Consider the following 22,828-nt stretch of genomic DNA (forward strand, 5'->3'; position numbering starts at 1 on the left):
TTCTCCCTTGAAATCTTTTGGTAACTTTTATAGTTCAATAAAAGTTACTCGGAAAGAAGCTACGAAGTAGCTTTTCCGAAATAGACTTTGAATTTTTATTGCTAACTTTTAAGTTACATTTTCATATTGGGTATCTATTTAATAGATAATCGAACTATAGACAGGAGGGAAGATAAATGAAAGAATTACGAGTATTATCTCCAACTGCAATTTTAGGTTATGGCTTTCCTCAGGATTCTTTTGAGCGAGGGTTGGAGAAGGATCCTGATTTGATTGCAGTGGATGCTGGTTCTATAGATCCTGGCCCTTATTATTTAGGTGCAGGGAAGTCTTTTACAGATAAGACGGCAGTTAAAAGAGATCTGGAGTTGATGATTAAAGCAGGTCAAAAGAGAGAGATTCCGGTTATTGTAGGAACAGCAGGGGGAGCTGGTGGAGCTCCCCACCTAGAGTGGTGTGTTGAAGTAGTACGAGAAATTGCGCAAGAAGAGGAGTTAAGTTTTAAGTTAGCTACTATCCAAGCTGAACAGGACCAGGAGTTTGTGGTGGATAAATTCGAGGCCGGAGATATTTCTCCGTTAGCTCCAGCTGAAGAGATAACTAAAGGAGAATTAAAGGCTAGTACTCGAATTGTAGGTCAGATGGGAGTGGAACCGATTATTAGTGCTTTAGACCAGGAGGCAGAAGTGATTTTAGCAGGTCGAGCTTATGATCCTACTGTTTTTGCAGCTCCTTGTATTAGAGCTGGTTTTCCAGCAGGGTTGGCCCTGCATATGGGTAAAATCATGGAGTGTGCTTCTATTGCAGCTAATCCTGGGAGTGGTAGTGATAGTATGTTTGGGATTTTAAATGAGGATAGCTTTATCTTAGAACCTTTAAATCCTGAGCGAAAATGTACTACTACTTCTGTAGCAGCCCATACTTTGTATGAGAAGACTAATCCACTTCAATTACATGGTCCAGGAGGTGTAATTGATTTATCAGAGGCAGATTTTGAACAATATGATGACAGAAGAGTGAAGGTAACTGGGAGTAAATTTATTGCTGATGAGGAGTATACTATTAAGTTAGAAGGAGCTAAACAGGTAGGTTATCGGACCTTATCAATTGCTGGGACAAGAGATCCAATTATGATTAAGGAATTAGACCAGACAATAGAAGTAGTTAAAGATACCGTTAGAGATAATTTTACTGACTTAGCAGCTGAGGATTATGATTTGTTGTTTAGAGTTTATGGTCGGGATGGAGTAATGGGGGATTTAGAACCAAAACAAGAGGTTGCTGCTCACGAAGTAGGAATCATTATTGAAGTTGTAGCTAAAACACAGAAATTAGCTAATACTATTTGTAGTTTTGCTCGTTCTACAATGTTACATTATGGTTATCCTGGGCGAGTAGCTACTGCTGGAAACTTAGCTTTTCCTTATTCTCCATCTGATTTGAAAGCAGGCGAAGTTTATGAATTTAATCTCCATCACTTAATTGAAGTTGATGATCCTTGCGAATTATTTCCAGTAACAGTAGAGGAAGTGTAGTATTGATATAAAGTGGCACTTTCGTGCCACAGCTATCAGCTATCTGCTATGTGCCGTGTGCTAATTCAAACCCTTCAATTCAAAACCACAGATCCAGTTCAATTCCTTAAAACATAGTAATCTTAAAGGGGTAGATTTTGAATTTAAGTGTTTTGAATTAGCAGATAGCACACAGCACACGACATACGACTGTGTCACCTTTGGTGACACAATATATCAATTAAGCGTAATTTTTAATAATAATTGAGGGTAGGTGAAATAGATGAGTGAAAAAAGAAAGATTACTGAATTAGTAGATGTGATTAGAAGTAAGAATGCTGGCCCTTATGAACTAACATTTGATTTCATCTTTAAAAGTTTTGATATTTATGAGCAGGTAAGGGGTTTAGGAGTGATTAATAAAGATTTAATAGCTAAGTTATATAGTATTGATAGAGAAGATGTTTTATCCCTAATTAATTATGATCCAGCGCAAGCGATTAAGGTTACTATTAAGCGACCTCGTTCCTCAGGAGCAGTTGGTGAAACTGATGTTTATGGAGCCCAACAACATGTTCCCTTATTAAATATAGAAGTACCTATTTAAAGATCTAAGCAGCCAGTTTCCTTTTAAAAGGAAACTGGCTGCTTCTTGTTGGTCAGTTATAAATAGATTCAAAATTTAATACACATAAGTTAAAGAGCAAAAGGAGTGAAAAAAGGTATGCAGATAAATAGACAAAGATTAAAAAGAAATTTAATTGAATTAGGAACAATAGGATACCAAGGGGAGTTATCTGCTGGGTTACCCTATGGAGGTCAAGGAATAAATCGGCCTGCTTTTACCGCTGAGTATGAAAAAGCAAATCAGTATGTAAAAGAATTAATGGAAGAAGTTGGATTAGAAACATATCGAGATTCTGTAGGTAATCTTTTTGGGCGGAGTAGAGGACAGGTGGCTGAAAAATCAATTATTATAGGTTCGCATATTGATACAGTGCCTTCCGGGGGTATGTTTGATGGGGTATTAGGAGTTTTAAGTGCTCTAGAGTGTATACAAAGATTAGTAGAAACTGATTATTATAATCAACATACTCTAGAAGTAGCAGTCTTTATTGGAGAAGAAGGAAATCAAGTGGGAGGAACTTTTGGTAGTAGGTGTTTTTCTGGAAACTTTGAATTAAATGAGAAAAATATTAATTCACTCTCACAAGTTGGAATTAAACCACAAGAAGTAAAAGAAGCAATTAGAAATCCAGCTACAATAAAAAATTATATTGAATTACATGTAGAACAAGGGGCTATGCTGGATAATAAAGAGTTATCTATAGGGGTGGTTAAGGGGATTATAGGGATAGCAAGATATAAGGTGGTTGTCAAGGGAAGGGCCAACCATGCTGGAACTACTCCCATGGATTTAAGAGATGATGCTTTAGTTAAGGCAAGCCATCTAATTACTAAAGTAAATGAAATTATAAACCAGATGGGAGATAATTTAGTAGGAACGGTTGGAGATATTGATGTAGAACCTGGGGCTGTTAATGTGATTCCTGGTAGGGTAGAATTTCCAATTGAATTGAGACATACGGATAAAGATATAATTAAAGAAGTTATAAACAAATTACAAAATGAAGCAAGAGATCTAAATATAACAATTAAACGAACAGTTTATAAAGAAGGAGTTCATTTAGACCAAGCAGTCCAAAATGTGATTCAACAAGTATGTAATAGACTAAATTATGAATATGACTTAATGTTTAGTGGTGCTGGTCATGATGTTAATCCATTATCTAGTGTGGCACCTAGTGGAATGATTTTTGTGCCTAGTCAGGATGGTATTAGTCATTCCTCTGAAGAATGGACTGCTTGGCAGGATGTAGAGAAGGGGGCTAATACTTTGTTACACACTATTAAAGAGTTGGATAAAAAGTAAATCAAGGGGGCGGTTGGATGTCAGAGCCACAAAGAAAGGAAGCAAAGAAAAATAATTCTTTATTTTATAGGTTTTTAGATTTTGTTGAAATGGTAGGTAATCGATTACCTCATCCTTTTACTCTATTTGTTATTTTTACCTTAATTATGATAGTTATTTCTTTTATAACTGGAGTTACAGGGGTTCAAGTAGACCATCCTACCAAAGATACTATAGTAGAAGCTAAAAACTTATTAAGTACCCAAGGAATTCAGTATATGTTACTTAATTTAATCAATAATTTTACTAGCTTTAGACCGCTTGGTTTAGTATTAGGTATGATGCTTGGAATTGGATTAGCCGAAAAAGCTGGTTTGATGTCAGCTTTTATGAAGAAATTTATGTTAGGAGCGCCTAAACGATTGGTTTTAATGGCTATTTTTTTAATAGGTATCTGTGGGAATATAGCTTCTGATGCGGCTGTCATTATTGTTCCTCCTCTAGCAGGAGCTATATTTTATGGAATGGATCGTAATCCTTTAGTAGGAATAGCAGCTGGATATGCTGCAGCATGTGCTGGTTTTACAGCTAATTTGATTATAGCAGGAACTGATGCCTTACTGGCAGGGATTACTGAAGAAGCAGCCCAATCAATGCAACAAGGGATTAGTGTAAATCCTACTGTTAATTATTATTTCATGATTGTTTCCACAGTTATACTTACCTTTATTGGAGCATGGGTGACTAAGAAGTTTGTAGAACCACAAGCAGGAGAATATGTATCTGATGGTAAAGTGGAAGAAAATGATAATTTAGGAATTACAAAATTACAGAATAAAGGATTAAAAAGAGCAGGAATTACTACTTTGATCTATTGGGGATTTATTATTTTAAGTCTTATTCCAGTAAATTCTCCTTTTAGAAATGAAGCAGGTGGATTAATTCCTTCTCCCTTTTTAGATGGAATTGTTCCTTTTATTTTATTTTGGTTTATTGCCATTGGAATTGTTTATGGTATAACAGTAGGAGAAATTGAATCAGATGAAGATATCCCTAAGTTGATGGGAGAATCTATGGAGGATATGGCAGGATATATTGTATTAGTCTTTGCCATTGCTCAATTTATTAGTTATTTTGAATGGACTAATTTAGGAATGATTTTAGCAGTGAAACTAGCCAGTTTATTAAAAATGATGAATGTTACTGGTTTTCCTATGGTAATTGGTGTTATACTTATTAGTACAGTTATTAATATATTTATTGGTAGTGGTTCAGCAAAGTGGGCGTTATTATCGCCAGTATTTGTACCAATGTTTATGATGTTTGATTATTCTCCTGCTTTTGCTCAACTTGCTTATAGAATTGGAGATTCTACAACGAATGCTATTACTCCTTTATTTCCTTATTTTCCGGTAGTTTTAGGTTTTATGAAAAAATATGATGATAGTGCTGGTATAGGAACTGTTATCTCTTATATTATGCCTTATACAATTGTTTTTGGGATTATATGGTTTATACTATTAGCTATCTGGTTTTTCCTTGGTTTACCCCTAGGCCCTGGAACAGGAATTTTTATGTAAATTGTAGCAAAAAAGAGGAGGGAGATAATGAATAAACAGATTAATGATCTAGTAGCAGCAATTAAACCATGGATGATAAATCACAGAAGAGATATTCACCAGTATCCAGAATCTAGTTACCAAGAATCCAGGACGGCTCAAAAGGTAAGTTCTATTTTAAAGGACTTAGGTATAGAAGTAGAAACTGGCTATTGTGATACAGGAGTAGTAGGGATTATTAGAGGAGAAAAACCAGGGGGAACTATTGGGTTAAGATTTGATATGGATGCTTTAGAAATAGAGGAAGAGACTGGATTATCTTTTGCTTCTCAGCAAAAAGGACTAATGCATGCTTGTGGACATGATGGTCATACTGCTATAGGATTAGGAGTAGCCAAAGTTTTAGTCCAGATGAAGGAGCAAATCAAGGGGAATGTGAAGCTAATCTTTCAACCGGCCGAAGAAGATGCTCTTAATGGTGGTGGAGCCCAGTATATGATAGAGGAGGGAGTATTAGAAGAGCCTAAGGTTGATGTTATGGCTGGTCTTCATATTTGGCCTGAATTGGAGTTAGGAACAGTAGGGACTAGAGTAGGGCCTATTATGGCTGCTTCAGATCCTTTTACAATTGATATTCAAGGAAAAGGAGCTCATGCTTCGCTGCCTGACCAGGCAGTTGACCCTATCTTAATAGGTTCAGAAATTGTAAGTAATATCCAGACTATAGTTAGTAAGAATATAGATCCCTTTGAAGAAGCAGTAGTTACAATTGGTAAATTTTGTGGAGGTACTTCTTATAATATCATTCCGGAGAGTACTAGATTAGCGGGAACAGTTCGGACATTTAATGAGCAGGTGAGAAAAAAGGTTTATAATAAATTAACTTCTATTACCGAAAAGACTGCTAAAACATTTGGGGGCCAAGCAAAGTTGAATTATACTTTTGGTTATCCAGCTACAATTAATGATTCTCCAATGGTAGAATTGCTAAAAGAGACAGTAACTGATATTTTAGGGGCCAATAATTATATCCAGGTGGCTAGACCAGCTTCAGGGGGAGAAGACTTTGCCTATTTTGCTCAGGAAGTACCTGCTGTTTATATGTGGTTAGGTTATCAAGAAGATAACAAGGAGCTCCATCCTCCTCATAGCCCTCAATTTGATTTTAATGAGCAAGTTTTGGCTATAGGAGCTAAGTGTTTAGTTAAGTTAGCTTTAAAGTGGGGAGGTAAACATAGTGTTAGATGAAATCGGAGTAGAAATAGAACAGGAAATAATCGAGTATCGGAGAGATTTTCATAAATATGCAGAAGTAGCTTGGACTGAATTTAGAACAGCATCATTGATTGCTAGCGAGTTAAAGAAGTTAGGTTACGAGATTAAGTTAGGACCAGAAGTTATTAAAGACGAGGCTAGAATGGGCCTTCCTAGTCAAGAAGAGTTGGCTAGCCATTATCAGAGAGCTTTACAGCAAGGTGCTGATAAAGAGTTAGTAAAACATTTAAAAGGAGGATATACAGGAGTAGTAGGTATCCTCCAACAAGGCCCAGGGCCAACTATAGGTCTCAGATTTGATATTGATGCAGTAGAAATTCCAGAGGATAAAGTAGCAAACCATCGGCCAGCTGAAGAAAAATTTGCTTCTGTGAATGATAATGTGATGCATGCCTGTGGTCATGATGGGCATATTGCTATTGGGTTAGGAGTAGCTAAAACTATTATAAAATTAAAAGAAAAGTTACAAGGAACAGTTAAGTTGATCTTCCAACCAGGAGAAGAAGGAGTTCGGGGAGCTAAATCAATGGTAAGTGCAGGAGTAGTTGATGATCTAGATTATTTATATGGATTACATATAGGAGTTAAAGCTCAAGAGTCAGGACATCTTATCTGTGGTACAGATGGATTTTTAGCTACTTCTAAGTTTGATGCTTATTTTACAGGGGCTCCTGCTCATGCTGGCGGAGCCCCTGAGCAAGGAAGAAATGCCCTACTAGCTGCAGCTACAGCAGTAACAAACTTATCTGCTATACCAAGACATAGCCAAGGAGTTACCAGAGTTAATGTAGGCCAACTTAAAGCAGGAACAGGACGGAATGTTATCCCAGCTAAGGCCTACTTAGCTATTGAAACAAGAGGAGGCAGTACAAAACTAAATAAGTACATGAAAGAGTATGCTACAGAAATTTTAGAAAATGCAGCTCAGATGCACCAAGTAGCTCTTGATATTAAGCCTATGGGAGAGGCCAAGAGTGGAACAAGTGATCAGGAATTGAGTAAAAGAGTCTATAAGTTGGCCCAGGCAAGTAATGATTTTTCTTTTGTGGCTGATAAAAAGTTGGAGTTAGGAGGAAGTGAAGACTTTAGTTATTTGATGAATCGAGTCCAAGCCAGAGGTGGGCAAGCTACTTTTATGATGCTTGGTAGCGATTTAACAGGGGCTCACCATACAAAGGAGTTTGATTTCAATGAACAAGATTTAAAACGAGGGGTTAAATTATTAGTTAATTTAATATTAGATTCATTAAGCAAATAAGTACAGGCTTGGTGACCTGGATTCAATTTGACTTTTTAAATCATAAATTATATAATTAACGTGTAATTGACATGGCTATTACATTGTTTCTGGTAACTGTTGGTAAGAGGGATTAAAAATTTTTTATCAAATTTATAATAAAGGGGTAGCTGTTATTTTCACAATTAAATATGATAAAAATTCATAAGCTAATTAACCCCATCTTTAATGTAGATAGTTAAAGGTGGGGATTGTTAATTTGAATTTAAAAGGAGGATGATTATGTCTCATCTAAGAAATTGGTTAGGACAAAATGAGTTAAAAAAATGGTTATTAATCGGCTTAGTGATAGTAGCCTTTACTTTCTTATTTACTAGTTTAGGTTTTGCTGAGGGAAAAGAGGCTGCTGAAAACTATGGTATTTTATCTATAGTACCAGCTGTATTAGCTTTATCATTAGCTTTTATAACTCGGCAAGTAGTTCCTTCTTTATTTTTAGGAGTTGTAGCTGGTGGAATTATTAGTGGTAATATAAATATTGTGCAAGAATATTTGATCCCTTCATTAGGCTCGGAAGATTATGCTAAGATATTATTAGTCTACTTATGGTGTTTAGGGGGCTTAATTGGCTTATGGACTAAAACTGGTGGAGCGCAAAAGTTTGCTGCTTGGGCTGGTAAAAAAATGGTACGGGGCAGAAAATCAGCTAAATTCTTTGCTTGGTTGATGGGAGTTTTATTTCACCAAGGAGGAACTATTAGTACTATTTTAGCTGGTTCAACTGTACGGCCTATCTGTGATGAACAAGAAGTTTCCCACGAAGAATTATCCTATATAGTGGATTCTACAGCATCTCCGATAGCTACCTTGATTCCTTTTAATGCTTGGCCTCTTTATATTGCAGGTTTGGTAGCAGGAACTATTCCTATAATTCCTGATCAACAAGCTGGATTAAAGTTTTTCTTTAGAGCAATTCCATTTAACTTTTATGCTTGGATAGCTATTTTATCTACTTTCTTATTATCCTGGGAGAAGATACCTTTTGTTGGTAAGAAAATGAAGAAAGCAATTGATAGAGCTAAGGAAACTGGTAAATTAAATCGAGATGGTGCTGATCCTTTATCGTCGGAAGAATTAACTGATGTTGAAGTGCCAGAAGGTTATATTACTACTTTATGGGACTTTATTGTGCCTATTGGAACTTTACTAGGAGTGGGAGTAATTCCTAAATTTATAATAGATAAGATGTTTATTTCTGAGGCTTTTTTATTAAGTGTTCTTTCAGCTATGATATTAGCAGGGATAAAGGGGATGAGTCTAGATAATATTGTAGAAGGATTTGTAGATGGAGCTAAAGGAGTAACTATTGGAGCTATCATATTAGGTTTAGCCGTTACTTTAGGTAATGTTTCTGAGAGTTTAGGGACAGCAAATTATATTGTAGGAGCAACAGAATCAATAATTGTGCCAGTGCTATTACCAGCTATTTATATGGTATTATCTATGTTTGTAGCTTTTGCTGTTGGTACTTCCTGGGGAACATATGCAGTAATGTTTCCGATTGCTATTCCTTTAGCTTATGCAGTTAATCCTGATCCTATGTTTATTACTATTTGCTTTAGTGCTGTTACTGGAGGTTCAATTTATGGTGATCAATGTTCTCCGATTTCGGATACTACGATTATGTCTTCAATAGCTTGCGGGGCAGATTTGATGGATCATGTTTATACTCAAATTCCTCAAGCTAGTGTAGCTGCGGGGATATCAATGATATTATATACTATTGCTACTGCTATTTTAGTTTAAACCAAGTAAATATTATTACAGGGTACTAGAATTTTCTGGTACCTTTTTTTTATATCAGTTGTCAGTTGTGTGCTATGAGGGGATGCTTTTTATCACGAAAAGTTTCTGTGAAACTTGTAGGATCAGCTAATTCAAAATCTGAATAAATTAGTTAACAAGGGAAAATTCAGAGAAGATTTGTACTATAGATTAAATGTACTTTCGTTACAAGTTGTTCCTTTAAGGGATCGTAGAAAGGATATTCCTTTATTAATTGACTTCTTTTTAAATAAATTTAATAGTAATAATCTAAAGTTAACTAAAGAAGTAGTAATTAGATTATATAATTATAGTTGGCCTGGTAATATTAGAGAATTGAAAAATTGTATAGAGGCTGTAACTGAAACTTGCCAAGAGAAGGTGACAATTAATGATTTACCTTCTTAAATTAAAATCTTATCAATTAGCAGTATTTACTAATTCAACTACATGTAGCTGGATTAGTAGGAGGACTAATTAGTATGATAACTCATTGTGCTAGAAGATAAAAAATCCATAGACAAATTTAACTAGCACAATTCGTTATGATAATGAAGAGATTATAGATGATAAAATTTTAGAGAGATAAAGTCCCTTATTAGTTTTTATTTTTCATTTAAATTATATTTTTTTAATTTATATTGCAAAGTTTGCCTTTTAATTCCTAATTTTCTTGCTGCTTCACTGATATTTCCTGAAGTTTCATTTATGGCTTCTTTAATTAAGTTTTGTTCTAGATTTTCTATAATATTAGGAAGTGGTTTATCTTTATTAATAGTATTTAAATCATTTGTTTTTTCTTTTTTCATATTGAGCATAAAAGTTTTTACATGTTCTTTCTGTATCTTTCCTTTTCTTCCTATAATGTTAATTGCCCCTTCAATTACATGTTCTAGTTGTCTAACATTACCTGGCCAATTATATTCTAGGAAGAGTTCCTTAACTTCTTTAGTAATTCCTTTAATATTATAATTAAATTTTTGATTGAATTTTTTGATGAAATGATCTACTAGTAAAGGAATATCATTTTTTCTTTTTTGAAGAGGAGGTAAATGAAGATTAACTGTAGCGAGTCTATAATATAAATCTTCTCTTAATTCATTATTTTTAAAAGCTTTTAAAGGTTGTTTATTAATTGTAGTTATGATTCTAACATCAACATTAATACCTTTATTACTTCCAATTGGTCTAACTATACCTTCTTGTAGTACCCTTAATAATTTAGCTTGTAATTCTAATCCCATCGAATTGATTTCATCTAGTAATAAAGTCCCTTTATTAGCTTGTTCAAAAAGTCCTTTTCTGTCTACAGCTCCAGTGAAACCACCTTTTTTAGTTCCAAAGAGAATCCCTTCTAATAAATCTTTAGGCAAAGCAGCACAATTTTGTGCAATAAAAGGTTTGTTTTTCCTAGGACTAGCATTATGAATGCTTTGAGCAAATAATTCTTTTCCAGTACCTGTTTGACCAGAGATTAAAACTGAAGAAGAAGTCTTAGAAGCTCTTTTGGCATATTTAATTTTTTCTTCTAAATCCCAATTATTACCAATTATATCTGAAAAAATATAATTGGTTCCATTATTTAAATTTTGCTTATCTTTTTCTTCTTTTGTATTATATAGTTCAGACTGTAGATCAAGTATTTTTTCTGATAATTTTTTTAGTTTAGTAACATCTCTAGCTACTTCTAAAGCTCCAATAAATTGACCATCTAAATTTATAGGTAATGTTCTATTAATAGTAGTAATTTTTTCTCCTTTATAATTAGTATAACTTTGTTTATGTTGAGGAATTGCTTCTTGAGAGTCTAAGGTTTTCATTAGAGTACTACTTTCTTGGTTTAAGGAAGGAAATATGTCTAATAACTTTTCATTAATTACTTTATCTTTTTCTATATTTTCTAATTTAGACATTTTAGAGTTGTAGAAGATAGTTTTCCCTTCTTCATTTACTACATGAATACCCTCATCAATTGAATTTAAAACAGCTTCTAAATTTTTCTTAAGTCTGCGGGTACTGTCTAGTTTTTTAGCTATTTCTTCTGCTTCTTTTACTTCTTGAAAATAAGCTACTACTCCTATTATTTCATTATTATTAAAAATAGGAACTCTATTAGTTAAAATTCTATTATTTTCTAGAGATTGATATTTGTTCAATTGTGGTTGTTTAGTTTCTATAACGTGGTCTATTTTAGTATTTGGGATAACTTCTGTTACTTTTTTACCAATAATATTTTTAGTTTTTATTTCTAATAATTCTAAGGCTAAATCGTTGATTGCTACAATTTTTTTATCTGTATCAACAATAACTATTCCTCCAGGGATTCCTTCTAACAAAGCTTTATTTAATAAATTTGTTTTAGAAACAGTCATTTTTACCTCCTTTGTAGGATATAAAATTATAGTATAAATTTAAATTACTATTCAAATTTATCATATCATAAGTAATTTCAGCTCACAAATTAATCAATGCAAATTATTAAGCAAGTAATACAAATTGTTGTGCATTGTAATAATATTTTTTAATAATGTTTTTTTAATAATAATTTTAAAATTATAAATATACGACATAGGAACATATTTAGAGTTGTTTATGTATAATTATAACTCTTAGTTTTGGAATAGAAATTGCATTATAATTATAGTAGAGGTAAAATTTCAAGTTAAAGATTTGGCTTTGAACTTGACCAAGGTGAAAAGGAAAAAAGTTTTTTAAAGACAGTAAATAAATCTGTTAACATGGTACAATCTGATTATGATAAACAAATAGAGATTAAAAAGTTTTATCCTTATATATCTGATATGAGTTTTTGTGCATTAAAAGCTAAAGATATGGAGTAATGCCTAAAATTCTTTTTAATACTATAGAAGAACTTTTAAAATATTAATATTTTAGATAACATAATGCAAAATAATTATTAATATGCAAAATATCTTGCGTTAATTTTCTTAATTTTTTAATATTTTATTTATTAAAATAGAAAAAACATTAATATAAATTAAATTAATAATTACTTAGAAGTAATAATTGGTTACTATTCAATTTTTTTAAAGGAATCAATATTAATATCTATCTTTGGAATGAAACTTGCATTTCAATAAAGATGAACTAAGATTTATAATAATATAAGTGAGGCATAAGGTTATAAGCAATTATAATCAGCACCTCAGAATATATAATTATATAAGTAAGGTTTAAAGTGAGCTCACTTTTATAACTAGTTAGTTAATTTAACTATCAGGAGGAGGATTAAAGGAAAAATTATTAGAAATAGTTACTGCAACTTCCAACTGGATTTGAGGGCTTCCAATGTTAATTATGTTAGTTGGAGGTGGCATAGTATTAGGAGTTAAATACAGAGAGAAAAACGAAGAAGGGCAATGGGTTGGTGGAGGACCAATGTATTATATAAAAAAAGGATTAGATTGAAAACCATTAGCAATTATGTTTTCCTTTGGATTGATGATAGAGTTAGTTCCAAGTATAATGGTACAAGCAAATTCAGTTGCTGGTTCAGCAAAAGGAACTTTTAATTTATCATCTACAGTTACAAGGATAACTGTGGCTATATTAACAAGTGGGACGTGGTCAGCAGATATAATTGAATGTAGCACCTGAACTTTTAAAATATTCAGTCTTGAGGTTGATTGGTAATAGCGAAAAAAGATATTGATTCTAACGAGGAGGGAAGGTACTGATGGAGGTTAACAATCCGAAAATAGAAGTTGATATAAATAAAATAATATCCAATACAGAAGAAATTGTGAATTTAGCTGGTAATGAAGGTATAGAAATTACAGGTGTAACTAAGGTAGCTTGTGCTGATTTAAAAGTTGCTAAGGCTATGTTAGCTGGTGGAGTTAAAGGATTAGCAGATTCTAGAATTGAAAATTTAAAATATCTACAAGAGAATTTAGATTTAGAAGATATTCAATTAATGATGCTTAGAATTTCAATGCTAAGTGAAGTTAATAAGGTGGTAAAATATGCAGATATAAGTCTTAATTCAGAAGTGAAAGTAATTAAAGCATTAAATGAAGCGGCTATTAAATTTGGAAAAAAACATAAAGTGATTCTTATGGTAGATGTAGGAGATAGAAGAGAAGGAGTTATGCCTGATAAATTATTTTCTACAGTAAAAGAAATACTTGATCTATCTAATATTAAACTAATTGGATTAGGAACTAATTTGGCTTGTTTTGGTGGTGTTTTACCTTCAGATAGGAACATGGAGCTTTTAGTTGATTTACAAGATAAAATTAATCAAAAATTTGGATTAAATTTAAATTATATTTCTGGAGGGAATAGTAGTTCATTGCCAAGACTAAAAAAGGTTGGTTTGCCTGAAGCTATTAGTCAACTTCGTGTAGGTGAGACTATTTTACTTGGAAGTAATGTAATTAATAGAGAGCCATTTCCTAATACCTATCAAGATGCTTTTTTATTAGCAGCTGAAATTATTGAATTAAAGGATAAACCGGCACAGCCTGAAGGCAAAAGAGGACAGAATGCTTTTGGTGAAGAAAATTTGATAAATAAAACTGGAATTAGACAAAGAGCAATATTGGGAATTGGTAGACAAGATATAGCCATTGAAGGATTAACTCCTATAGATGAAAAGATTGAAGTAGAAGGTGGTAGTAGTGACCATTTGATAGTTGATGTAACTAAATCTAACAGAGATTTAAAAGTAGGTGATGTTTTAAAATTTAAATTAAATTATGGAGCTTTATTAAGAGCAATGACCTCGCAATATGTTACTACTACTTATTTATAAATTTGTATCTAAATTAATTTTAAGTTAGTGTATTATCAGTAGGGAGGTGATTTTGATTTCAAAATTATATATATTCAAAAAATGTATAATTAGCACAAGAATATTTGTATAATTTATTTTATAAAATTTTGAAAATTATATATATTCAAAAAATAAGATAGAAAACACAATATTGTTGTTTTATCAATAGATAAGGTAATATTTAATTAATAAAAGGAGCAGTTTTTTAGTTTTGGAACCAAACTTACGCTATTAAGTGGTTGAGGATGTAAGTATTTAAATTAAAAGTGGGGTGGAGAATAAATCTTTAGTAATTATTAAACATAAAATTAAATATTGGGAATTATAAAGAATAGTCTAAAAATTAAACATATAGGGGGATAAAAAAATGAGTAGTAAAAGAGAACCTTTTATTTGGGAAGCTTTGATCTCACTTTTTTCATTAATAGTTTCAATAGGTCTTGCTATTGTTAAATATGAAACAGCTCCACATGTACCTATGCTTTTAGGAGCTTTTGTAGCTGCATTGATGGCATATAGAGCAGGCTATAAATGGGAAGAAATTGAACAAGGGATGATGGATGGTATAAGCAATGCATTACAAGCAGTTATAATTCTTTCCATAATAGGAGTTTTGGTTGGGGTTTGGATATTAAGTGGCGTCGTTCCAACAATGATATATTATGGGTTAAAGATTTTGAGTCCTAAGTTCTTTTTAGTAGCAACAGTTTTAATTTGTTCAATAACTTCTGTGGCTACAGGGAGTTCTTGGGGTACTGCTGGAACTATTGGCGTTGCTTTAATGGGGGTAGGAAAAGGGTTAGGTATGCCGATGCATTTGGTTGCTGGTGCTATATTATCTGGGGCATATTTTGGGGATAAAATGTCTCCGTTATCTGATACTACTAATTTAGCTCCAGCAATGGCAGGTACTGATTTATTTACTCATATTAAACATATGTTCTATACTACTGGATTGAGTTATGTTATAGTTTTGATTATTGAAACGGTTTTAGGGTTTATGTACGGTGGAGAGGCTGTACAAACTATGACTAGAGTGAATGAGATATTAGTAGGACTAAACAATCAGTTTAATATTAGTTTATTACTTTTAATTCCACCAGCAGTAGTTATTACGTTAGCTGTTAAAAAGATACCAGCAATTCCTTCTATTTCAATAGGGATTATTGTTGGGGCCCTTTTAGGAGTGATATTCCAGGGGAATAATTTCGGGCAAATTTTAATTTCTGCTTATAATGGCTATGTTAGTAACACAGGAGTAGAGTCTTTAGATAATCTTTTAACTAATGGTGGTTTTACTAATATGTTATATTCAATTTCAATTGTAATAACAGCAATGATGTTTGGAGGAATTATGGAAAATACAAACCAATTAAAGGTTATAGTATCCAAAATTCTACAGAAAGCTCAATCTGATGGGGCTTTAATTGCAACTACTCTTTTATCAGCAATTGGGATGAATGTAGTTCTTTCTGAACAATATATGTCAGTTGTTGTTACTGGACGAATGTATGCTCAAGCATATGAGGATAGAGGATTACATCCTAAAAATTTATCTCGGGCTTTGGAAGATAGTGGGACTTTAACTGGTGCTCTTGTTCCGTGGAATACATGCGGTGCTTATATGAGTAGTACTTTAGGAATAGCAACTATTGCTTATGCTCCATATGCATTCTTCCTTTGGCTAACCCCTATTATTTCCTTGATTTTTGGGATACTAGGAATAACTATTGATCATATAGATGATGACGAATCTGAAGATGATATAGAGTTAGAAGATTATGAAGAAACAGTTTCTAATTAGGGAGTATTATTTAGAATTAAATTGAAGTTAATAGTTTGTAAATAATAAGAGTCCAATTAATCTTTAGATCAATAATTTAGAAAAATAGTTTGCGAATTACTGCAAATTATTTTTCGTTTTATTCTTAATTTTAGGATTAAAAGAAGATTAACTAGAGCATTAAATAAAAATAAACAGTCAGTCAGGTGCGTAATAATAGGGATAGAGAAAAAAATTTAAAAATGATCTATCTGCTAAGAAATTTGGTATGTAACTTGCATTTAAATATAAGTGATTCGGATGATAAATAACTTAAATAAATTAAGGAGGAATTAAAAATGATTATTGGAGTACCAAAAGAGATTAAGAATAATGAAAACAGAGTGGCAATAACACCTGCCGGGGTAGAAGCCTTAACTAATGAAGGACATAGGGTAGTAATTGAAAAGTCTGCTGGGGTAGGTAGTGGAATTTCAGATGAGGATTATATAGAAGCAGGAGCTAAAATTCTAGAGACTAATGAAGAGGTATTTGAAACAGCAGATATGATTATGAAAGTTAAAGAGCCATTACCGGAAGAATATGACTTATTTAAGGAAGGTCAGATTTTATATACTTATTTACACTTAGCGGCTGAAGAAGAATTAACTGATGCTTTAAGAGAAAAGAATGTTGTTTCTATTGCTTATGAAACAGTTGAATTAGAAGATGGTTCTTTACCATTACTAACTCCTATGAGTGAGGTAGCAGGTAGATTAGCTACTCAAGAAGGAGCTAAGTTTTTAGAAAAGCCAAAAGGAGGAAGAGGAGTATTACTTGGTGGAGTTCCTGGTGTAAGTCCAGCTAAAGTAGTAGTTATTGGTGGAGGAATTGTAGGAGTAAATGCTGCTAAGATGGCACATGGTTTAGGAGCAGATGTAACAATTATGGATGTAGACCCTGCCCAAATGAGATATTTAGATGATATCTTCCATGGAGATGTAAAAACTAGAATGTCTAATAAGTATAATATTTACGAAGAAGTAACAGAAGCAGATTTAGTAGTAGGTGCTGTTTTAATTCCTGGAGCTAAGGCACCTAGCTTAGTTACAGAAGATATGATTAAGGATATGAAAGAAGGAGCAGTAATTACAGATGTAGCTATTGACCAAGGTGGTTGTGTAGAAACTACTTATCCAACAACTCATGATGATCCTGTATTTACTAAGCATGGAGTAGTTCATTACTCAGTAGCGAATATGCCAGGAGCAGTAGCTAGAACTTCTACTTATGCTTTAACAAATGTAACTTTACCTTATGCAATTGATCTTGCTAATAAAGGATATAAAGATGCACTATTAGATGATCCGGCATTATTAAAAGGATTAAATGTTTATGATGGTAAGATAACTTATAAAGCAGTAGCTGAAGCTTTTGATTTAGATCATTATGATGCTGAACAGTTATTAACTAAGTAAGTAAGAGCTTATAAATGAATTTTAAAATATATAGAAGGCGAGAGTTAAATTTAATTTTTGCCTTCTATATATCAATAAGGAGGCAGTTATAAATGGAACCTATAAAAATAGTGATTTGGGGATTTGGTGCTATGGGCAGTGGCATGGCAGAAATGTTGTTAAAAAAAGATGGAGTTAACATAGTAGGTGTCTGTGATTTAGATCCTAATAAAGTGGAAGAGAGTATGTTTGATGTATTAGATGTAGACCAAGGAGATCACCCTGAAGTTATAATTAATGATGATATTGAAGAATTAGTAACAGAAAAAGATGCTGATCTTGCTTTATTAGCTACAGATTCATTTACTAAAGATGCATTTGATAAAATCAAACTTTGTTTAGAGAATAAACTAAATGTGATTTCTACAGCGGAAGAGATGTCTTATCCTCAGGCACAAGAGCCAGAATTAGCAGAAAAGATAGATAACATAGCTAAAGAAAATGGAGTTTCAGTCTTAGGTACAGGAATTAATCCAGGCTTTATTATGGATTTATTAGTTGTATTATTAACTGGGGCTTGTGAGAGTGTAGAGGAGATCGAAGCAGAACGAGTTAATAGCTTGTCTCCATTTGGTCCGGCAGTAATGGAAGAGCAAGGAGTAGGTACTACCACAGAAGAATTTGAAAAAGGTGTTGAAGAAGATACAATAGCTGGTCATGTAGGGTTTGCAGAGTCAATTCAAATGATTGCTGATGCTTTAGGTTGGGAATTAGACGAGCCAATTGAACAGAGTAAAACTCCGATAGTAACTAATGTAGAGCGAGAGACTGAATATATAAAAGTAAAAGCAGGAGATGTAGCAGGAGTAAAGATGTTAGGTAATGGTAAAATGGATGGAGAAGAAAAGATCAAAATGATTCACCCACAACAAATTGAGCCAAAAGAAGAAGATGTAGAAACAGGAGATTATATCAGAATTAAAGGAAACCCTGATATAAATATGTCAATTAATCCAGAAGTACCTGGTGGAATTGGCACAATAGCAATGTGTGTTAACATGATTCCACATACAATCAATGCTCGACCAGGATTAAAGACTATGTTAGACTTACCAGTTCCGAGAGCTATTATGGGAGATATGAGAAATTTATTAGAAAAATAAAAAAAGGAGGAATAGAGTTATGAAACAGATAGAAAAAGGTTCTTGGGTGCAGATTAAACAGACTTTATTAGAAGCAGGAGAAAGAGCTCCCCAAGTACCAGAAGAAACTCAAGAAGTTCCATTGGATTTATGGGTTAAGGGATACTTACAAGAAGATGCTGAAATTGGAGATAAAGTAACAATTGAGACGATTGTAGGAAGAACTTTAGAAGGGGAGTTAGTTGCTGAAAACCCTAGATATGAACATGACTTTGGAAAACCAATACCAGAGTTAATATCAGTTGGTAAAGAATTTCAAGAACTTATTCAAGGAGCTGATAAATAATGGGTGGCATGAGTTATACAGACCTAATGAGTCGTAAAAATGACATAATGAAGCAATCCTTAGGAATAGACTATGATAAATTTGAAACTGAAGGAATTAGTTTTGATTATAATAAAATGATGAAACAAGGTTCTTATCCGTTTGATAAAATACAAGAACTAAAAAGAAAAACTAAAGTTGGTAATACCCCTTTATATGAATTAAAAAATATTAATAAAGCTGTTAAAGCTCTATCTCCTGAAGGAAAAGGAGCTCGAATCTTTCTAAAAGATGAAGCTGCTAGTCCATCTGGAAGTTACAAAGCTCGTCGGGCTTTTGTATCTGTTTATCACGCTCAGCAAGAAGGGTATGAAGGAGTAGCAGCTGCTACAAGTGGTAATTATGGAGCAGCAGTAGCTTCTCAAGCTAATATGAGAGGATTAGAATCTATTATTGTGCAGGAGGTCTTTGATAGTAGAGGATATGGTCAACCAGAAATATTAGAAAAGGCAAGAAAATGTGAAACATATGGATCCGAAGTATTACAGTTAACTGTTGGTCCTGAACTATTTTATACTTTCCTTAATGTTTTAGAAGAGACAGGATATTTTAGTGCTTCTTTATATACGCCATTTGCAATAGCAGGAGTAGAAACCTTAGGTTACGAAATTGCTGAAGACGTAAGAGAAGTTGCTGGTAAAGATCCTGATGCAGTTGTGGTTACTAATGCTGGAGGAGGAAATTTAACTGGAACAGCAAGGGGATTAAAAAAGGCAGGTGCTAATGATACAGAAATAATTGCATCTAGTGTAGATTTAAGTGGTCTGCATATGGCAAGTGATGAGGATTTTAATAAAAAATCATTTACTACAGGACATACTGGATTTGGGATTCCATTTTCTACTTTCCCAGATCGGTCAGATGTGCCAAGAAATGCGGCTCGAGCTTTGAGGTATATGGATAGATATGTAACTGTTTCTCAAGGCGAAGTCTTTTATCTTACTGAAGCTTTGTCTCAATTAGAAGGTATGGAAAGAGGACCTGCTGGGAATACTTCATTAGCTACAGCATTTTCTCTTGCTCAACAGATGGACGAAGATGAAATAGTAGTAGTCCAGGAAACTGAATATACCGGGGCTGGAAAGCATGTTACTGCCCAATTAACATTTGCTAGAGAAGAAAATGGTGTAGAAATTAAGAAAGGTAATCCTAAAGATCAGATACCAGGGGAAAATATAATAATTCCTGAATCTCCTGAACTAATAAATGCAGAAGAAATAGATTTAGAGAAGTTAAAATCTTCCTATATAAAGCATATGATTAATAAGAATGATGTTGAGCAATTAAGTGAAGTTGAAGTAGAATTTTTAGCTGAGGAGATAAAAGCTGATACGGATTTTGTAATTGAAGCTTTAGAAAATTTAGGTTTGGAGGTGTGATTAATGGTAGAAGAAAGAAAGGATGATTTTGAGGAAAGAAGAGAAAAATTAGCTGATTTATCAGATGAGGAACTTCATGATCGATTTTGGAAATTAGCTGAAGAAATAGTTGATCCTTTAGTTGATTTATCAGAGCAGTATACTTCTCCTTCTATTGAACGGTCTGTATTATTAAGAATGGGATTTGACAGTTTAGAAGCTAAAGGAATTATAAATAAAATACAAGATAAAGGACTATTAGGAAAAGGTGCTGGACACGTAATAGTGAAGTTATCTAAAAAAGAAGGATTGGATATTAGAGAAGTAGGATTAGCAATTGCAGATGAAGAGTATGATAAAGAATTAGAAGAGTTGTTTGGAGGTGAAGAAGTATGAGTTTAGAACCAGATGAAAAGTTAGATTTAGAAAAGATACTGGATGGTTTAGAAGATTATCGTCCTAGAAGAAAAGGGTGGACTTGGAGAAAGCAGATTGAAGGTGAAGCAGAGATTGGAGATTTTAAATACAAACAAGTTTCAGAGGAATTAGATAATAGCATTCCTTTACCTGCAGCACGGAGTTTTGATTATATAGATCCACAACCTGATTGTATAATTACCTCTGAAATTGCCTCTGGTCGATTTGAAGATGATATTAGAAGGATGAGAATGGCTGCTTGGCATGGTGCTGATCATTTAATGGTAATTAGAACAGCAGGCCAAAGTCATTATGATGGATTAATTGAAGGTACCCCTGAAGGGGTAGGTGGAGTACCAATTAGTAGAAAACAAGTAAGAGCTACTCGTAAGGCGATAGATATGATTGAAAATGAAGTAGGGCGACCAATTAACTTTCACTCTTATGTAAGTGGGGTTGCTGGGCCAGATATTGGATTAATGTTTGCAGAAGAAGGAGTTAATGGAGCTCATCAAGATCCGCAATATAATGTGTTATATAGAAATGTAAATATGCAACGTTCTTTTGTAGATGCAGCAGTTGCTAAAAAATTGATGGCTAGTGCAGATATGTTACAGATTGATGGAGCTCATAATGCTAATGCAACAGCTATGAAAGCTTGGAAAGTAATGCCTGAGCTATTTGTTCAGCATGCTATTAACTCTATATTTTCAGTTAAGGTAGGAATGCCGAAAGAAAATATTGCACTTTCTACAGTGCCACCAGTAGCGTCTCCATCACCTGATTTGAAAATAAACTTACCATATGCAGTAGCATTAAGAGAATTATTTGGCGAATTTAAGTTCAGAGCACAGCAAAATACAAAATATATTGAGTCATGTACTCGGGAAGCAACAGTAACTCATGTTTTAAATATATTATTATCTCGTTTGACTTCTGCTGATATTCAAAGTACGATTACACCAGATGAAGGACGAAATGTGCCTTGGCATTATAATAATGTTCATGCTGTTAATACAGCTAAACAGGCTTTATTGGGTATGGATGGCTTAAAAGATTTAATAGAAATTAAAAAGGATGGTTATGTAGGAGATAAAGCACGTGAATTAAAAGAACGAGCAATCTTATTTATGGAAGAAATATTAGAAGTAGGAGGTTATTTTGATGCTGTTTCTGAAGGATTCTTTGTTGATTCTGGAGAGTACCCAGCTAGAAATAGTGATGGAATTTCTAGAGATATTGAAGGTGGGGTAGGAGCCGGTACTATTGTGAAACGAGATGAGGATTATATGGCTCCAGTTTGTGAACACTTTGGATATAACAATTTACCTGAGAATATAGATAAAGCATGTGAGTTAGTTAATGAATGTACGTTATGTAATCCAGATAAAATCCGATATATTGATGAATTAGATGAAACAGATAATGTTCATAACCGATTAGAAGAAACGAAGGAATATAGAAAAGATAATTTGATTAAGCCTGAAGTTGAATGGGCTGGAGATGGCTGGGTTAATACTACTTTATTATTACCAGTAGAGGAAAGAGTTGCAGAGGTTGCAGCATTAGAGGTAGCTGAAAATATGGGACTTAAAGACCCAGAAGTTATTCATAAACAACAAATGCATCCTGCAGAGGGGACTTTATTAGAGGTAAAAGGGAAAGTTGACTTTAGTATTGATCCTGATAATTTAGATATTCCAGAGGAAGAAGATTTATTGTCTGATGATGAAATTAGACAAGAAATAGATGATAATCCAATGAAAATAGTAGCTGCAACTGTTGGTGATGATGAACATTCTGTAGGTTTAAGAGAAATAATAGATATTAAACATGGTGGAATTGAGAAGTATGGAATTGAGTGTGAATATTTAGGAACTTCTGTACCAATCAATAAAGTTGTAGATGCTGCAATAGAAATTAATGCTGATGCTATTTTAATTAGTACTATTATTACTCATAATGAAGTTCACAGAACTAATATGAAGAAGTTACATGATTTATGTGTGGAAAAAGGAATTAGAGATGATGTAATTTTAACTGGTGGAGGAACTCAAATAAATAATGATATTGCAGTTGAATGTGGTATGGATGCTGGTTTTGGTAAAGGTACTAAAGGGATTGATGTAGCTAGCTTTTTGATAGAAGAAAGATGGGCAAGAGAAGAAAAGTAAGATTAGGAGGTTAA

General features: G+C 33.2%; 18 protein-coding genes. 17 read left to right on the forward strand and 1 reads right to left on the reverse strand.

The features are described from left to right. Nucleotides 1–176 precede the first annotated feature (176 nt). From ACYQ3D_RS11370 to ACYQ3D_RS11405, 8 genes are all read left to right on the forward strand, one after another. Nucleotides 177–1,535 carry an acyclic terpene utilization AtuA family protein gene (locus ACYQ3D_RS11370; protein WP_459838488.1) on the forward strand — a complete coding sequence of 453 codons (1,359 nt, stop codon included), beginning with the start codon at nt 177–179 and terminating at the stop codon, nt 1,533–1,535. 262 nt (nt 1,536–1,797) lie between these two features. Then, nucleotides 1,798–2,121: a DUF4387 domain-containing protein gene (locus ACYQ3D_RS11375; protein ID WP_459838489.1), complete on the forward strand. Its 324-nt coding sequence runs from the start codon at nt 1,798–1,800 to the stop codon at nt 2,119–2,121. 117 nt (nt 2,122–2,238) lie between these two features. Further along, entirely contained in the window at nt 2,239–3,447 is a 1,209-nt protein-coding gene (locus ACYQ3D_RS11380) for a Zn-dependent hydrolase (RefSeq protein ID WP_459838490.1), read from the forward strand. Nucleotides 3,448–3,464: 17 nt separating this feature from the next. After that, nucleotides 3,465–5,006 (forward strand): AbgT family transporter, encoded by a 1,542-nt coding sequence (locus ACYQ3D_RS11385; RefSeq protein WP_459838491.1) that lies wholly within the window; start codon nt 3,465–3,467, stop codon nt 5,004–5,006. A gap of 27 nt (nt 5,007–5,033) precedes the next feature. Beyond that, complete coding sequence (locus ACYQ3D_RS11390; protein WP_459838492.1) at nt 5,034–6,233, forward strand: M20 metallopeptidase family protein; 1,200 nt, start codon at nt 5,034–5,036, stop codon at nt 6,231–6,233. Further along, on the forward strand, nt 6,223–7,518 hold the full coding sequence (locus ACYQ3D_RS11395) for an amidohydrolase (protein WP_459838493.1): 1,296 nt from the start codon (nt 6,223–6,225) through the stop codon (nt 7,516–7,518). Before ACYQ3D_RS11390 ends, ACYQ3D_RS11395 begins: the two co-directional genes overlap by 11 nt. 261 nt (nt 7,519–7,779) lie before the next feature. Then, nucleotides 7,780–9,303, forward strand: a complete 1,524-nt coding sequence (locus tag ACYQ3D_RS11400; RefSeq protein WP_459838494.1) for a Na+/H+ antiporter NhaC family protein — start codon at nt 7,780–7,782, stop codon at nt 9,301–9,303. A 138-nt stretch (nt 9,304–9,441) separates the two neighbouring features. Continuing rightward, nucleotides 9,442–9,729 (forward strand): AAA-type ATPase lid domain-containing protein, encoded by a 288-nt coding sequence (locus tag ACYQ3D_RS11405; RefSeq protein WP_459838524.1) that lies wholly within the window; start codon nt 9,442–9,444, stop codon nt 9,727–9,729. 197 nt (nt 9,730–9,926) lie between these two features. On the opposite strand, the gene ACYQ3D_RS11410 is transcribed toward ACYQ3D_RS11405, so the two are convergent. Continuing rightward, on the reverse strand, nt 9,927–11,693 hold the full coding sequence (locus tag ACYQ3D_RS11410) for a sigma-54 interaction domain-containing protein (RefSeq protein WP_459838495.1): 1,767 nt from the start codon (nt 11,691–11,693) through the stop codon (nt 9,927–9,929). Between the two features lie 937 nt (nt 11,694–12,630). Between ACYQ3D_RS11410 and ACYQ3D_RS11415 the strand changes: the two genes are divergently transcribed. From ACYQ3D_RS11415 to oraE, 9 genes are all read left to right on the forward strand, one after another. Then, nucleotides 12,631–12,750: an alanine:cation symporter family protein gene (locus ACYQ3D_RS11415; protein WP_459838496.1), complete on the forward strand. Its 120-nt coding sequence runs from the start codon at nt 12,631–12,633 to the stop codon at nt 12,748–12,750. Nucleotides 12,751–13,018: 268 nt separating this feature from the next. Next, nucleotides 13,019–14,098 carry an alanine/ornithine racemase family PLP-dependent enzyme gene (locus ACYQ3D_RS11420; RefSeq protein WP_459838497.1) on the forward strand — a complete coding sequence of 360 codons (1,080 nt, stop codon included), beginning with the start codon at nt 13,019–13,021 and terminating at the stop codon, nt 14,096–14,098. A gap of 388 nt (nt 14,099–14,486) precedes the next feature. Then, the gene (nhaC, locus tag ACYQ3D_RS11425; RefSeq protein ID WP_459838498.1) at nt 14,487–15,923 is read left to right on the forward strand and encodes a Na+/H+ antiporter NhaC; all 1,437 of its coding nucleotides are present in this window, start codon (nt 14,487–14,489) and stop codon (nt 15,921–15,923) included. 317 nt (nt 15,924–16,240) lie between these two features. Then, nucleotides 16,241–17,359 (forward strand): alanine dehydrogenase, encoded by a 1,119-nt coding sequence (gene ald, locus ACYQ3D_RS11430; protein WP_459838499.1) that lies wholly within the window; start codon nt 16,241–16,243, stop codon nt 17,357–17,359. Nucleotides 17,360–17,451: 92 nt separating this feature from the next. Further along, nucleotides 17,452–18,501: a 2,4-diaminopentanoate dehydrogenase gene (gene ord / locus ACYQ3D_RS11435; RefSeq protein WP_459838500.1), complete on the forward strand. Its 1,050-nt coding sequence runs from the start codon at nt 17,452–17,454 to the stop codon at nt 18,499–18,501. A gap of 19 nt (nt 18,502–18,520) precedes the next feature. Further along, a complete protein-coding gene (gene ortA / locus ACYQ3D_RS11440; RefSeq protein WP_459838501.1) occupies nt 18,521–18,826 on the forward strand; it encodes a 2-amino-4-oxopentanoate thiolase subunit OrtA in 306 nt (101 codons plus the stop codon). Further along, the gene (gene ortB / locus ACYQ3D_RS11445; RefSeq protein ID WP_459838502.1) at nt 18,826–20,244 is read left to right on the forward strand and encodes a 2-amino-4-oxopentanoate thiolase subunit OrtB; all 1,419 of its coding nucleotides are present in this window, start codon (nt 18,826–18,828) and stop codon (nt 20,242–20,244) included. Before ortA ends, ortB begins: the two co-directional genes overlap by 1 nt. Nucleotides 20,245–20,247: 3 nt before the next feature. Then, the gene (locus ACYQ3D_RS11450) at nt 20,248–20,619 is read left to right on the forward strand and encodes an ornithine aminomutase subunit alpha (protein WP_459838503.1); all 372 of its coding nucleotides are present in this window, start codon (nt 20,248–20,250) and stop codon (nt 20,617–20,619) included. Then, nucleotides 20,616–22,814, forward strand: a complete 2,199-nt coding sequence (oraE, locus tag ACYQ3D_RS11455) for a D-ornithine 4,5-aminomutase subunit OraE (RefSeq protein ID WP_459838504.1) — start codon at nt 20,616–20,618, stop codon at nt 22,812–22,814. The genes ACYQ3D_RS11450 and oraE overlap by 4 nt, the downstream gene beginning before the upstream one ends. Nucleotides 22,815–22,828: the final 14 nt, after the last annotated feature.

The organism is Halanaerobaculum tunisiense, assembly GCF_054657635.1.

Coding starts and splice junctions, on each gene's coding strand:
- ACYQ3D_RS11370 (WP_459838488.1), top strand. CDS start 177: ATGAAAGAATTACGAGTATTATCTCCAACTGCAATTTTAGGTTATGGC.
- ACYQ3D_RS11375 (WP_459838489.1), top strand. CDS start 1,798: ATGAGTGAAAAAAGAAAGATTACTGAATTAGTAGATGTGATTAGAAGT.
- ACYQ3D_RS11380 (WP_459838490.1), top strand. CDS start 2,239: ATGCAGATAAATAGACAAAGATTAAAAAGAAATTTAATTGAATTAGGA.
- ACYQ3D_RS11385 (WP_459838491.1), top strand. CDS start 3,465: ATGTCAGAGCCACAAAGAAAGGAAGCAAAGAAAAATAATTCTTTATTT.
- ACYQ3D_RS11390 (WP_459838492.1), top strand. CDS start 5,034: ATGAATAAACAGATTAATGATCTAGTAGCAGCAATTAAACCATGGATG.
- ACYQ3D_RS11400 (WP_459838494.1), top strand. CDS start 7,780: ATGTCTCATCTAAGAAATTGGTTAGGACAAAATGAGTTAAAAAAATGG.
- ACYQ3D_RS11410 (WP_459838495.1), bottom strand. CDS start 11,693: ATGACTGTTTCTAAAACAAATTTATTAAATAAAGCTTTGTTAGAAGGA.
- ACYQ3D_RS11415 (WP_459838496.1), top strand. CDS start 12,631: ATGTTAATTATGTTAGTTGGAGGTGGCATAGTATTAGGAGTTAAATAC.
- ACYQ3D_RS11420 (WP_459838497.1), top strand. CDS start 13,019: ATGGAGGTTAACAATCCGAAAATAGAAGTTGATATAAATAAAATAATA.
- nhaC (WP_459838498.1), top strand. CDS start 14,487: ATGAGTAGTAAAAGAGAACCTTTTATTTGGGAAGCTTTGATCTCACTT.
- ald (WP_459838499.1), top strand. CDS start 16,241: ATGATTATTGGAGTACCAAAAGAGATTAAGAATAATGAAAACAGAGTG.
- ord (WP_459838500.1), top strand. CDS start 17,452: ATGGAACCTATAAAAATAGTGATTTGGGGATTTGGTGCTATGGGCAGT.
- ortA (WP_459838501.1), top strand. CDS start 18,521: ATGAAACAGATAGAAAAAGGTTCTTGGGTGCAGATTAAACAGACTTTA.
- ortB (WP_459838502.1), top strand. CDS start 18,826: ATGGGTGGCATGAGTTATACAGACCTAATGAGTCGTAAAAATGACATA.
- ACYQ3D_RS11450 (WP_459838503.1), top strand. CDS start 20,248: ATGGTAGAAGAAAGAAAGGATGATTTTGAGGAAAGAAGAGAAAAATTA.
- oraE (WP_459838504.1), top strand. CDS start 20,616: ATGAGTTTAGAACCAGATGAAAAGTTAGATTTAGAAAAGATACTGGAT.